The organism is Curtobacterium sp. MCPF17_031, from assembly GCF_003234035.1.
Taxonomy (GTDB): Bacteria; Actinomycetota; Actinomycetes; order Actinomycetales; family Microbacteriaceae; genus Curtobacterium.
In genome coordinates, this window is the sequence record NZ_QKSG01000004.1 from 1 (window position 1) to 13,308 (window position 13,308).

The window sequence follows — 13,308 nt, forward strand, 5'->3', positions numbered from 1 at the left end:
TCGGCATGGTCCCGCCGGTCGAGTTCGAGCAAGGCCATTACCGTCACAACCCCGCTCCGACTACCGTCGAAGCGGCACTACCGAGCCTCCACTAAACCCGGGGCGGAACAGTATGTCCGCACGCTCGGAGCAGTGCAGGCATGGTGGGGTTCGGCTGGACGAACATTGCCGAGGAGCGAACGTTCCTGGCTGCGGTCGATGCGCTGCTGGTCGAGATCGGGGTGCAGATGACCGCCCGTGGCTTGGAGTCAAACGACGCGGTGCGGGGTCTGCACGACGCCGTCGTAAGGTATTCGGACGGTCTCGACGGCGACAACCCGGTCTGCCGATGCGGTCATCCGACATCGAATGAACTGCATGACGTTGACGGTTGCACCGACGCGGACTCCCTCACGATGGAACGCTGCCAGTGCCAGCACCGGTCGGGCCTCGCTCGTACGCAGGTTCGTGCGTGGGTGGAACCGGCTGTCACCGTTGCCGCTGAAGGTCCGAGTATCTGACCCGCTTCACGCCGCCGACATCAGGCGTAGGGCACCACCGAGTGCAGCCGTTGGTCAGCGTTTGACTGTCTTCCGTGGCAGCGTGCTCCGTTGCTGAGCTTCCCATCGAACTGCTGTCCGGATGAGCTGCCCGGCTGCTTCGGCGTATAGCGCTGCGTTTGGCACGATTGCGACGAATCGATCCCAACGTCGGATGACCTCCGCGTCGCCCAGCGAGTCGACCCAGCCGGCAGTTGCGGTGACCTCCGATGGGGTGCTGCAACGGCGGCGAAGCTCGTCCTTGAAGGCGGGTCGGACGACTCCTTCCGCGACGAGCCGGTCCTGGTTCCGGGTTGCTGCCGGGGCGTGGCCTGCAGCCGCTGCTCCGGCCGCTCTGCTGTCGACGTGTCCGATGTGCACGTCGGTCGCTGCTGGAAGGTCCTGGCCCGGTCCGAGGTTCAGCAGGGTTGGTAGCGCAACTTCTCGAGTCCAGGTTTCGAGCAGGGACAGTTCTGCCATGAGAACGGGCCAGCTGTCGGTGCCCGGTCTCCGCAACGCGATGATGGGCCATAGGTCGAGTCCCACTCGTGGGCGGAGTGGCGCGTCGGCGATCAGGTCGCCATCCTGCGCTGGTTGCCCGCTCGGTTCCGCCAGTTGCATACCGGGCACATCGAAGTCGGCGACGACACGACCAAGGCGCGCTGCGACCATCGCTGGACGACGGTGCTTCGACACGTTCGAATGGTCGACCAGTAGCCGCAGCGGCGCCGTGTTGTCGCCGTTCCATGCGAACGGTTGCAGCTTGCGAAGTCGTTCCGTAAGTTCGCCTCCCTCTCCGAGCCCGGGTAGGTCTCGGCGGCGCTTGTCCCGCACCCACTTGTCGAACTGGTCGCTCGCGGGGAGTGCAGGCACTTCGAGGGCTCGCTCCTCGACCTCACTGAGCCCCCGGTCTGCCCGGTGCTCTACCTCCGCGAAGACCACATGTTCGAGGACGCCACGAAGCGCGCTGACAACGTCGCCCACGCTTCGACTGACGGCGGCAGGGATGGGATGCACGCCGACGATGATCGTGTGCATCCGATCGCCGACGGCGTCGTTGCGAAGATCGAAGGTCCCGGCACGAGAGTGCGCTTGGATGAGCTCGGCGACGTTCTGCATCTGATCGTCGATGTGCCCCAGCGACCCGAGTACGTGGAGCTGGTGATCGGGTAGCCATGCCATCACGCTGGCAGCGGTCGGGGTGGGCATGGACCCATCTTGTCGGCCGGCTCCGACACCCCTTGACATACTGGAGACCTCCCGCACATCAGTCGAAGTGGGTCAGCCCCTGCAAGTCGGCCCGTCAGTGCCGTTTGCTGCCGGCGGCGGTGAGGCGTGCGGTGCGATGCTCCGCTCCGTGATCGGGTTGCGCTTTCATGCTGAGCTTCTCAATGCTGGCCGGGAGCGGACCGTCTGCTTCTCGTAGCGGAGAGAGCGCGGCTCCGAGACGGAGGCCGGGTTTGAGCGTAGCTTCCCCACCGGTCCAGATGATCGTGTTCCACGGCAACGCAGGTAACGATGCGAGTGTCGCTCCGTCCTCGGGTGCGCCATGCAGAAGTTCCCAGGCTTCACCGGCGTCGACGAGAGGGTGTTCGACGACCCATCCGGGATGGTTGAGGAGGGTAACGCAGATCCCGTCTTCGACGTGGATGAGCAGGTGGAAGTCCTCGACGTGGCCGTCGTCCTGGACGACTCGAGCGGGGACAGGCATACGGTGCTGGGCTTGGCCGCGTTCGCGGTCCTCAATACGGAAGACGTAGAGGGAGAGCCCGTCTGGTGTGATGCCGTCGCTGTCGTATAGCCAGCCGTAGTCGGGGTGCCCCCATCCGAAGCGGGATGCCTTCTCGTGAATGAGGGACTTCGTCGTACCGGGCGCGAGGGTTCCCCAGGAGGCTGAGTGTCTTCGCGAACCAAACGCCCTATCGCCTCCCACTCGTCACTGGTCGCGGCCGCTGTCCAACGGCGGTTCGAAGAACCAGCACGTGCAGCCCTCACCCGACTCATCAATTCCCGCTTGTTCATCGTCTGATTGCAGCCGCGGCATGCGGGTAGGAGCACCCGCTGACGACGCTCCGGATGCACTGGAACGTCATGACGGTTGCGGATGATGTCCCCGTTCGCACGCCACGGTTCCGATGGCCGGCCCTTGGCGTCGCGGAGCTTCAGCTGCCACTGCGGCCAGACGTGTTCACCTCGCCGTTCAGCGGGTCGGACTCCGCAGGTCGCGCAGGATTCAGCAGGCATACCCCTATCGTCGCCACCGGCGCGCGTACGGGCAATACAAGCGGAGGGTGAAAAGCGCGATCAGTTGCGTCACCGAGCGCAGGCGAGTGACGTGACGGCTGTCCTTGCTACGACGTCGGAGCGCAGTTCCGATTCCATAGGCTCGCCGTGAGTCCTTCTGCGATCTCGACCGGAGGCGCCCGCGCGTCTACGACTGGTCAGGGCCAGGCGGCGGCGGATCCTTGCTTTCTTGCACCCGTCGGAAAAGCTCGCCGACGTCTGGCCGTTTCGGCTTCTCAGTGTTGTCGTCGTCCTCGGTGTCGCTCATCATCCTCGCTCGCCGTCTTTTGATCCGAAGGTTTCCCCGTCGGCCGAATGGGTCAACGGCTTCATGATGTCGGCCACATCCGGGCGTCCCGCGGGCTTGTCATCGTCGCTCGGTTGCTGCTGGGGTCGGGGTTGGCGTGGCATCAGGCGCTCCTGGTGGTTGCTGTTGGGGTGCGACGGCGACGAACACGAGCAGCGCCACGACCGCTGCGGCGAGCATAACGAAACCGACCGTCACCGCCTCAGCCCGGTGACTGTTGTGCGCTTCTCGCGCTTCGACTTCTTGTGTCCGCACTTCGAGGAGGACGTCCTCGAGGTGTTCAGGGGATGCGTTGCGGTTGACGTATCCACTCACAATGCTGCGCGCGTCGGGTACGTTCACCATCCTGGTCCAAAGCGCCCACAACGCGGCTGCGACTGCGAGGAGCGCCAAACCTGTCGGCACTCTCGCCAGTGCTGGTGCGGTCGAGCTGGTGGCGGTCACGGCGCTGCTCGCTGCGATGAGGCCGGCCGCGGTGAGCATGAATCCCGCCTTCGTGTCGAAGCCGGCCCCGCGGCGTATCGCCGCTTCCATGCGCTTGTCCATCTCAGTGAGCAGGAGCCGCACGCGGGCTGCACGGTGCGGGTCGTACTGCTTCCCGGTCGGCGCCGTGCTGCCGGAGGTCGCCTCGGCGGCGCGCCGCGGTTTCCGTGCAGCACGGGCAACGGCGATGCCCATCACTGCGACGCCGACGCAGGTGATGATCACCACCGGGATTTGCACCTTGGAGACGTCGAGCACACTCCGAAGAAGGAGCCCGCCGACGACCAGCGACGCCCCGATCATCCACAGCTGGAGCGCTTTCCGTTTCGGCACCCCTGTAGGTTAGCCGCGCGCGGTTTCGAGGACAGTGCACCGGAAGGCGCGGGGCATTGTTGTTTCGCCTTTTCAGCTGCTGCGGGACCTCAGCGACTCGATTGAGGAGCGCTTCGTGCGCCCGTCGGGCTTGCGCTACGTCGTCGGCTGAGGCCAGCCGGCAGGCGTAACCCGCTTTCGTTCTCATGCCGAGGAGCCGTTCGAGGTGTTGTTGTTCGGCGGATTCCGTGTCCGCTCCTCCGGGACTGACCCTGCAACTACACGCCCACTATTGTGGCCGTTCCAACTGAAGTGGCGATTAGTGGGCGGCCTTCGCCCCTCGTCCTCGACGACGCGGGACTGCGGGATCGCGACGCCCAGGAACCTCCGCATGGAAGCGCGCTTGCACCTCGTCTGCCCTGCGCAGCGCCACGAAGACCGTCCTGACAGGACGACGATCCGCCGGTCAGATTCGCGGAAGCACATGTCAGGGACGCAGGGCTCTTCGCGTTGCCGAGATACTGACACCAGACCGTCCGAGATAGCCGCACGGGGGCCTGCTGCTACCGTCTCGTCACGCCGACTGCCTCGGGTTCGCCGGTACGTTGAGGATGAGCGGCACGCTGATGGGATCCAGGTCGCTGACGACTACGCGTGGGACTTTCGGGTGCTCGGCGGGCTCCTCGAACGTGTTCGTCGAGCTGCGGAGGCTCGCTTGCCGCACCAACTTTCGCCGGTGCCGCAGACCGCTTGACGGCTTCGACTCCTACGGCATGGAACCTCCATGTCGCGATGACACCGGCGAACGGAACGAGTGAGCCGCGGCTCCGCGCATAGACCCCTGGGTGCCACGCGCGATCGCCTACGATGTACCCAATCGAGTACGGAGGATGCCATGTTCGCACGCGAACTGCGGAACGCCCGACAAGCCGCTGGGCTGTCCGTCAGCGATCTTGCAGCGAAGTCAGGCACATCCCGGTCTGCGATATCCGACTACGAGCACGGACAGAAAGTACCGCGCCTCGACACCGCGAACCGGATCCTTGGCGCGCTGGGGATGACGCTCGTCGCAGCGCGACTCCCACATGAGCCCATTGGGTGGCACCCAAATCTTGATCAGGACGCCATCGCTTTCATCGACAGCTTGCAGAGCACCTCCGGCATGGTGGCACGCGAAGCTCGGCAGGACGCCGCAGAGATCGTCGAGGGGTACGCGGCCGCGGAAGGCCTCTCTTTGAGCTGGGGGAAAATCAAGACCATCGTCGACGGCTGGACGGTGGAAGGCGATCCGATCGACGTGCGGCGCGTTCGCGTTCTCGCCCGATCGGTTCGCGCCAGCATCAATCGCGTCCTCCATGGTCAGCGGCGTCCCTTGCAGTGGATGACGAACGAGGCAGTGGTCCTCCCAGAGGAGAGGTTCTCGACCGTGCCACGTGCACTCGACTGGTACGCACGGGCACTCTCGGGTGGCGCCGATCCAGCGCTGTCGGCCCATCTGATGAATGAAGTGCTCCTGAGCGAGGGCTACCCATGGTTGTTTCCACCGGTCAAGCATGCGGAGGAGTACCGGCGAGCGTTCGTTGCTTGCGTGGAAGGCGGCAATGCCGCGCCGTTGGCACGGGTACTCGCATCAAGCGTCGATAGCGCAGGGAGGCTCTGATGGGTAAGACCGGAGGCGGTCGTGGAACAAATCAGCACCAGGTGAGAGGTGTGGGCCGCGCATTGGCGATCGGCCGAGCTACAGAGGCGGAAGTGTCACTTATTGGCGCGGACGATCCATGGGCGGAACGGCTGAGGCAGTACCCGACCGTGCCGGCCGACTACCAAGCCGTGCCGGAACCGGCGTGGGAGGACTTGTCCGATTCGATGCGCGCCGTCTTGCCGAAAGGTGTGGACCGGGCTCTAGCGCGGTTCCGCGATCGGCAGACCGACGCGATTTTCAACGACGCATGGCTCGAAGGAATCTCCTACACAGAACCGGAGATCGTCGAGGTCATCGGCGGGACCCATGTGCCCGGACACACGGAGGGCGAGGAGTACCAGGTCCGCGACCTGTTGAAAGCTGTCACGTTCCTCGTTAACCGCGTGCGCGAGGGCAAGCTTGAACCGACGCAGTCGCTGTCGGACGACCTGCACATGTTCATCGCGTCGCACCTTGACGTGAGGTCGGTCGCGTTTCGCGGCGACCAGAAGGAACGATACGACGGCCCTTCCGTGAAGCTAGGTCGCGGTGAACGCTTCCGAGCTCTTGACGCTCGCCTGACACACGATGCGTTGCAGGCAGGTCTCGCCCGTATCCAGACGATCGAGCACCCCGTGGTCAGAGCTGCGACTTGGGCTGCGTTCGCTGCGTATCAGCAGTTCTACTTTGACGGCAACAAGCGTACCGGCCGGTACACGATGAATGCCGTCATCATGTCTCACGGCTACGACGCGATCCTGGTACCCGCGTCGATGAAAGCAAGCTACGAGGACATGATTGTCGACGCGCTCCGTACCGGCGATCTCACAGCGCACGTACGGTTCCTCCTAGACCTGTACGACGACAGCGGCAAGGAAAAGTCGACGCGTCCTTAGCATCAGAGCTGGCTTATCTTCACCTGGGTGCAGCACCGGCAGAGTCGCTTGTCATTCCTGCTCATCCGCGTGGCTTCTCATTGGGACGTCGGAACGGCGCGGTGACCGCGCCATCTCATCAAGTACTGCACGCAGGAAGGGGTCTGCTGCACGGATAGGTGACGTCTGATCTGGCTTGCCCGGGAGGGCAGCCTGGAAGGATGCCATCGTGCCCAAGCCCTACCCGCAGGAGTTCCGCGACGATGTCGTGCGTGTTGCTCGGAGCCGTGAGCCGGGAGTGACAATCGAGCAGATCGCCGCCGACTTCGGTGTCCACCCGATGACGTTGACGAAGTGGCTGCGCCGCGCTGCCGTCGAAGACGGGGAGCGTCCCGGAACGACGCGTGCCGAGTCCGACGAAGTCCGTGAGTTGCGGCGGCGGAACCGGCTCCTCGAGCAGGAAGTCGAGGTGCTGCGACGAGCGGCGGCGTATCTGTCGCAGGCGAACCTGCCGGGAAAAGGCTCTACCCGCTCGTGAGCGAGCTCGCCGCGGACGGGATCCCCGTCGCGGTGACGTGCCGGGTTCTCAAGCTCTCCCGCCAGCCCTACTACCGGTGGCTGGCGGCTCCTGTGTCGCGAACCGAGGTGGTGCGGGCGTATCGGGCGAACGCGCTGTTCGACGCACACACGGAAGACCCGGAGTTCGGGTACCGGCTCCTCGCCGATGAGGCCTGCGACGCCGGCGAACCGATGGCGGACCGGACCGCATGGACGATCGCGTCGGAGAACGGCTGGTGGAGCGTTTTCGGGAAGAAGCGCGGCAGGAGCGGCAAGAAGCCCGGTCCGGCGGTCCACGACGACTTGTGCACGGTGACCGACGAGCAGGGCCGGACCCGGCACGTGTTCGCGGCCGAGGCGCCGAATCGGCTGTGGTTGACCGACATCACCGAGCACAACACCGGCGAAGGTAAGCTCTACCTCTGCGCAATCAAGGACGCCTGCTCGGGTCGGATCGTGGGGTACTCGATCGGCTCCCGCATGAAATCGAGGCTGGCCGTGACCGCGCTGGAGAACGCGGTCCGGATGCGCGGCGACGTCGCCGGATGCACGCTGCACTCGGACAGAGGATCGCAATTTCGGAGCCGGAAGCTGCGGCAGGCGTTGACGCGCCACGGCATGATCGGATCGATGGGCAGAGTCGCTTCCTGCGGCGACAACGCCGCGATGGAAAGCTTTTTCGCGCTCCTGCAGAAGAACGTCCTGAACCGACGCACGTGGGCCACGCGCGAAGAACTGCGGATCGCGATCGTGACCTGGATCGAGCGGACCTATCACCGGCGTCGACGTCAGGCCCGCCTCGGCCGATTGACGCCCATCGAGTTCGAAACCATCATGAAGATCAACGTCGCCCTCGTGGCGTGACTACAACTGTCACCTATCCGTGCAGCAGACCCCGCACGTGCTTTCCGAGGGAAGCGGGACCCAGGGCAGGTTCACAAGAGGGACCTCCCGAAGCGCTGGGCGGAAACTGCTGTCTGCTGCCAGGACTCCATCACCGTCGACCCGAACGACTTCATCACCGAACAGCAGAAGTACCGATACGGCAGCGACACCTGGTCCGAGGTCTACCGAACCGACCGAAACGTTGTGGAGTCAGTCAACGACAAGCTCAAGTCCGGCTTCCGCGTTGACCTGAACACCGAACGACGGATGCGTGGCCTCGCCGCGAACCAGTACGTGTTCACGTTCAAGGCAGCCGCGCTCAACTACAAGCGCATCGCTGACTACGCACGCGCACAGCTCCGCGCAACCGAGAAGGAGAAGCGATGCTCCAACCTCACATCCATCCGACCCGACATCGCACTGCCAGCCCCCGCAGCCAAGCCCGCCGAGAAGAAGGTCCGCAGCCGAGACCGTCACGGGTGGTCCGACTACGGACGGAACCGGAAAAAGTTCCGCAGCGTCGAAGTCAAGCCGGACATCACAGGGGAAGACTGAAACAGAAGAGCCCCCGACCGCTTGGTCGGGGGCTCTTCTGCTATCGGGAGTTTCGCAAACTGGGCAGCCCAGTTTCGCAAACAGCCCTGTGGCGGTACCGGTGGGATTTGAACCCACGGTGGAGTTGCCCCCACACATGTTTTCGAGACATGATCCTTCGGCCGCTCGGACACGGTACCGGGGAAGAGTTTACACGATCCGGGAGGCCCCCGGCGACACCCAGCACGCCTCCCCTCCACAGGCGCGCACCTCCGGCGCCTCGTCCCCAGACCGTCACGACGGTGACCTCGACCCGAGGGTCCGCGCGTACCGTCTCCGGCATGAGAACGCGCACCCTCGTCGCCCTGCTGTCCTCCCTCGCCGGCGCCGCCGTCGTCAGCGGAGCAGCGGGCTTCGGCGCACGGGCGGGGATCCGGGGACAGCGGGCCGCGTCGCAGCGTGTGGTCGACATGCTCCCGGTGCACGCCGACTGGTGGCGCGAACGGCTCCACCACGAGGGTCAGTTGACGTACCTGGCGATCGGGGACTCGGCGGCACAGGGCGTCGGTGCGACGACTCCCGGCCGCGGGTACGTGGGGCTCCTCAGCCGTCGGATCCGGCATCGGTCGCGGATGACCGTGCGCGTCGTGAACCTCAGCGTGTCGGGAGCCACGACGTGGGGTGCGAAGAAGGACCAGCTCCCGAAGCTCCGGCACTTCACCCCCGACGTCTGCACGGTCTCGATCGGCGCGAACGACATCGCCGACTTCCACCCGGACAAGTTCGAGCGGAACATCCGCGCGATCTACGGCGCCGTCCCGTCGCACGCGATCGTCGCCGAGTTGCCGTGCATGTTCGTGCCCGACCGCGAGCGCAAGGTGGCCGTCGCGAACGAGATCGTGCACCGGGTGGCCGACGAACTCGGTCTGACCGTGGCGCCGCTGCACGCGATCACGAAACGGGTCGGGATCCGTCGGACGTTCTTCAACTCCTACGGCGATCTGTTCCACCCGAACGACCGTGGGTACGAGATCTGGGCGAGCGCGTTCGAGCCCGCCGTCGACGCCCGGGTCGACACCGTCGCGGCCATCCGGCGGTACCTGTCCGCGCGGGAAGCCGAAGACCTCGGTCGCCAGGCCGGTGACGTCGCCCACGCCCGTGCCGAGCAGGACACCGACGGCGCCGAAGCACTCGACACGGCGGACCGTCCGAGCTCGCTCGACCGCCTGCGACAGCGCGTCACCGGGTCGCTCCCGCTGCCCGGCCGGACCGATGGCAATGAGCCGACCGATGTCGGTGGAGCGGCCTAACCTCGTCGCATGGCCCGCCCCCAGTCGTCCTACCGCTGCACCGAGTGCGGCTGGAACAGCATCAAGTGGGTCGGCCGCTGCGGCGAGTGCCAGTCGTGGGGAACGGTGGAGGACGCATCTGCCGCGACGGCGAGCACACGCGGCACCACGTCGATCGCCGTCACCGGCAACCGCATCGCCCGACCGATCACCGAAGCCCGCAGCGGCTCCTTCCAGCGCTGGCAGACCGGCATCGGTGAATTCGACCGGGTCCTCGGCGGCGGCATCGTCCCGGGCGCGGCCGTCCTGCTGAGCGGTGAGCCCGGCGTCGGCAAGTCCACCCTGTTGCTCGAGGTCGCCTCACGCGCGGCTGCGACGGGCAAGCGCGTCCTCTACGTCAGTGCTGAAGAGTCGGTCGACCAGGTCCGGCTCCGTGCCGAGCGCACCGGCGCCATGCACGACGACCTGTTCCTGGCGAGCGAGGTCGACCTCGGCGTGATCCTCGGGCAGATCGAGCAGGTGCAACCGGACCTCCTCATCGCCGACTCCGTGCAGACCATCTCGTCCGCCTCCGTCGACGGCATCGCGGGCGGCACGTCCCAGGTCCGCGAAGTCGCCTCGACGCTGATCCGTGTGGCCAAGCAGAAGGCGCTCCCGGTCCTCATCGTCGGACACGTCACGAAGGACGGCACGATCGCCGGCCCCCGACTGCTCGAACACCTGGTCGACGTGGTCTGCCACTTCGAGGGCGATCGACAGACCGCGCTGCGCTTCGTCCGAGCGCTGAAGAACCGGTTCGGTCCCACCGACGAAGTGGGGTGCTTCGACATGGCTGGCGACGGCATCCACGAGGTCCCCGACCCCAGCGGCCTGTTCATGTCCCGCAACGGCGCCCCGGTGTCCGGCACGTGCATCACCGTGGCGATGGAAGGCCGACGCGCCCTCCCGGTCGAGATCCAGGCGCTCGTCGTCCCGAGTTCCGCGCCGCAGCCACGTCGGGTCGTGAACGGTGTCGACGCGTCCCGGGTGGCGATGCTCCTCGCGGTGTTGGAACGCCGCGCCGGCATCAAGCTGTCGGACGCCGACGTCTACGTGTCGACGGTCGGCGGCATGAAGCTCACCGAGCCGGGCGCCGACCTGGCGATCGTGCTCGCCCTGGCGAGTGCCGCTCGGGACCGCCCGTACCCGCACACCCTCGCCGCGATCGGGGAGATCAGCCTGGCCGGCGAGATCCGCGCGGCGACCGGCGCGAAGCAGCGGGCGAACGAGGCCGGACGTCTGGGCTTCACGACCGTCCTGGGGGCTGACGCCGAGCACCTGCGCGAAGCCCTGCGGGTCGCGTTCTCGATGACGAAGTCACCGCGAGAGCGCGAGCTCGACGCCGCGTTCTGAGATCGGCAGCCCGTCTGGATTTCCAGACACAGCCTCCAGACCGGTCAGGCGCGCAGCGCGGCCAACAGGTCCGCTGGCTCCGACTGCATGGTGTGCGGCCCGGCGATGTCGAAGAACACGCCCTCGAGCGAGTCGAGGTGTGCCGCCAGGAACTCCTCGAGTCGGGCGGCGTCGTAGACCATGACCTGCCGGAGCTTCTCGCCCGGCACCATCGCGGTGTAGGCGTCCGCCGACGAGAACAGCAGCAGGATGCGCTTGTCCGAGTCCTCACGACCGAACACCCGGACCTGCATGTCCTTCTTCCCGGTGACGAGCCGCGGGACGATCACGATGTCGTTGCGCAGCGCATACGCCACCGCGGCGACGTCCTGCTTCGCGAGGGCTTCCTCGAGCTGTTCACTCCGGAAGCGCTGTTCCTTCTCTGCCATCGCCCCTAGTCAAGCAGCATGCGAGTGCGCACGGGTCCGGTCAAACCGTCAGACAGGGGAGGGCGGGACCGCTTCAGTGCACCCGTCCGACCTGCACCGCGTGCGTCCGGGTGCGCGGGTCAGCGGCGAACTGGGTGGTCTCCGGCCCGAGTTCATCGTCGGGCACGGACTGCACCAGGACGCCGATCGCGGGGGCGAGGATGAAGCTCGACGTGGCCGCCATGCCGTAGTCGTCCACCGAGGGGACATCGACACGATCGGCGAGTCCGGACTGGGCCAGGGCTGTGGCGTAGTCGAGCACGGCGTATGCGGCCTCATCGCTCGTCATGACCGAGGCGACCCCGTAGATGAGGTACTTCATTGCCCAGCCTTCCGTCGATGTCCGTGACGCTACGCCGCGGCCGCCGTGACGAAGTCGCCCGTCGTCCTGTAGACGCACTCAGCAGGCGCGCTTCGCGGTGATAACTCAGACAACGTCACTACTTTCGCCTCAATCGCAGTCGCGGGAACTCTCGTTGCACGGCCGAAGGGCTGTTCCTGATGGGGAAGCAGCTCTCATGCCGGCACCATCGCCCACCCTCTACCGCTCGACCGCTCCCCGGACCCCCGGAGCGCCGACACCGACCTCGACGTACAAGGACCTGCTCGAGCGGGTCCGAACCGAAGGTCTCCTCGAACGCCGGACCGGCTTCTACTGGGCGGTCTTCGCGTCCCTCGTCGTCGCCACCGCCGCGACCCTCGGCGTCTCCGCCCTGCTCGGCGCGTCGTGGTTCCAGTTGATCCCCGCCGGGGTCCTGGGTGTCCTCTTCACGCAGTTCGCGTTCCTCTCGCACGAGGCGGCACACCGCCAGATCTTCGCCTCGCGCAAGTGGAACGACCACGCCGGTCGCTGGATCGGCGTCTTCGTCGTCGGCCTGTCGTACTCGTGGTGGATGAACAAGCACAACCGCCACCACGGCAACCCGAACACGATCGGCAAGGACCCCGACATCGCCCCGGACGGCGTGGTCTTCATCGAGGAGGACGCCCAGCAGCGGCGCGGGTTCCTCCGGAAGCTCGCGATGGTCCAGGGGTGGGCGTTCTTCCCGCTCCTGACGCTCGAGGGCGCCAACCTGCACTGGCTGTCAGTCCGTGCCGTCGTCACCGGCAAGGCCGCGAAGGGCACGGCGAGGGAGCGCCGCCTGGAGGCCGTGCTGCTCGTCGCACGCTTCGGTCTGCTCGTCTGGTTCGTCTTCGCGGTGATGCCGCTGGGCATCGGTTTCGCGTTCCTCGCGGTCCAGATGGCGGTCTTCGGTGTCATGATGGGAGGGTCGTTCGCGCCCAACCACAAGGGCATGCCGGTCATCGCCGAGGGGGCCAAGATAGATTTCTTCTCGCGTCAGGTCCGAACTTCCCGTAACATCACTGGTGGCGTGTGGGTGGACCACCTGCTGGGTGGTCTCAACCACCAGGCAGAGCACCACCTGTTCCCGAGCATGGCGCGGCCCAACCTGCGTCGTGCGAAGGCCCTCGTGCGTGAGCACTGCGAACAGCACGAGGTCCCGTACACGGAGACTTCACTCTTCCGCTCCTACGGGATCGTCGTCCGGTACCTCAACCGAGTCGGTCTCGCAGCGCGCGACCCGTTCACCTGCCCGATGGTCAGTGCCTACAGATTGCACTGAACCTCTGATCTCCGTCACCCCGCACGATGCCGGGTGTCGCACACAACTCGATGGCAACGTCGTCGAAACCCGCGGTGGTGGAATTCTCTCGCCGCGCAC

At 66.1% G+C, this 13,308-nt stretch carries 13 protein-coding genes and 1 tRNA gene; 9 read left to right on the forward strand and 5 right to left on the reverse strand.

The window, feature by feature from the left end; translation table 11 throughout:
* Positions 1-140: 140 nt before the first annotated feature.
* Entirely contained in the window at positions 141-500 is a 360-nt protein-coding gene (locus DEJ31_RS07310; protein WP_111121545.1) for a hypothetical protein, read from the forward strand.
* Between the two features lie 54 nt (positions 501-554).
* Here the strand turns inward: DEJ31_RS07310 and DEJ31_RS16860 are convergent, their stop codons facing one another.
* A complete protein-coding gene (locus DEJ31_RS16860; protein ID WP_146243112.1) occupies positions 555-1,727 on the reverse strand; it encodes a hypothetical protein in 1,173 nt (390 codons plus the stop codon).
* Between the two features lie 340 nt (positions 1,728-2,067).
* Here DEJ31_RS16860 and DEJ31_RS07320 point away from each other — a divergent pair, with 340 nt between their 5' ends.
* Positions 2,068-2,319, forward strand: coding sequence for a hypothetical protein (locus DEJ31_RS07320; protein WP_111121547.1), 252 nt, complete (start codon positions 2,068-2,070; stop codon positions 2,317-2,319).
* Between the two features lie 849 nt (positions 2,320-3,168).
* Here DEJ31_RS07320 and DEJ31_RS07325 read toward each other — a convergent pair.
* Positions 3,169-3,924, reverse strand: a complete 756-nt coding sequence (locus DEJ31_RS07325) for a hypothetical protein (protein ID WP_146243113.1) — start codon at positions 3,922-3,924, stop codon at positions 3,169-3,171.
* Between the two features lie 874 nt (positions 3,925-4,798).
* Between DEJ31_RS07325 and DEJ31_RS07330 the strand changes: the two genes are divergently transcribed.
* From DEJ31_RS07330 to DEJ31_RS07345, 4 genes are all read left to right on the forward strand, one after another.
* Positions 4,799-5,563 (forward strand): helix-turn-helix transcriptional regulator, encoded by a 765-nt coding sequence (locus DEJ31_RS07330; protein WP_111121549.1) that lies wholly within the window; start codon positions 4,799-4,801, stop codon positions 5,561-5,563.
* A 92-nt stretch (positions 5,564-5,655) separates the two neighbouring features.
* Positions 5,656-6,480 (forward strand): hypothetical protein, encoded by an 825-nt coding sequence (locus DEJ31_RS07335; RefSeq protein ID WP_146243114.1) that lies wholly within the window; start codon positions 5,656-5,658, stop codon positions 6,478-6,480.
* A gap of 208 nt (positions 6,481-6,688) precedes the next feature.
* Positions 6,689-7,881 (forward strand): IS3 family transposase gene (locus DEJ31_RS07340; RefSeq protein WP_258366215.1). Its coding sequence is split into 2 segments (ribosomal slippage): positions 6,689-6,973 and positions 6,976-7,881, totalling 1,191 coding nucleotides; the frame shifts between segments, so codons are not numbered across the junction.
* 225 nt (positions 7,882-8,106) lie between these two features.
* Positions 8,107-8,457, forward strand: coding sequence for a hypothetical protein (locus DEJ31_RS07345; protein WP_111121551.1), 351 nt, complete (start codon positions 8,107-8,109; stop codon positions 8,455-8,457).
* 89 nt (positions 8,458-8,546) lie between these two features.
* On the opposite strand, the gene DEJ31_RS07350 is transcribed toward DEJ31_RS07345, so the two are convergent.
* Positions 8,547-8,636: transfer RNA gene (locus DEJ31_RS07350), tRNA-Ser, on the reverse strand.
* Between the two features lie 141 nt (positions 8,637-8,777).
* Here DEJ31_RS07350 and DEJ31_RS07355 point away from each other — a divergent pair.
* On the forward strand, positions 8,778-9,746 hold the full coding sequence (locus DEJ31_RS07355) for an SGNH/GDSL hydrolase family protein (protein ID WP_111121552.1): 969 nt from the start codon (positions 8,778-8,780) through the stop codon (positions 9,744-9,746).
* A gap of 9 nt (positions 9,747-9,755) precedes the next feature.
* Positions 9,756-11,117: a DNA repair protein RadA gene (radA, locus tag DEJ31_RS07360; protein WP_111121553.1), complete on the forward strand. Its 1,362-nt coding sequence runs from the start codon at positions 9,756-9,758 to the stop codon at positions 11,115-11,117.
* Between the two features lie 44 nt (positions 11,118-11,161).
* On the opposite strand, the gene DEJ31_RS07365 is transcribed toward radA, so the two are convergent.
* On the reverse strand, positions 11,162-11,545 hold the full coding sequence (locus DEJ31_RS07365) for an SseB family protein (protein WP_110904437.1): 384 nt from the start codon (positions 11,543-11,545) through the stop codon (positions 11,162-11,164).
* Between the two features lie 73 nt (positions 11,546-11,618).
* A complete protein-coding gene (locus DEJ31_RS07370; protein ID WP_111121554.1) occupies positions 11,619-11,906 on the reverse strand; it encodes a hypothetical protein in 288 nt (95 codons plus the stop codon).
* A gap of 196 nt (positions 11,907-12,102) precedes the next feature.
* On the opposite strand from DEJ31_RS07370, the gene DEJ31_RS07375 reads away from it, so the two are divergent.
* Positions 12,103-13,209 (forward strand): acyl-CoA desaturase, encoded by a 1,107-nt coding sequence (locus DEJ31_RS07375; protein WP_111121555.1) that lies wholly within the window; start codon positions 12,103-12,105, stop codon positions 13,207-13,209.
* Positions 13,210-13,308 lie beyond the last annotated feature (99 nt).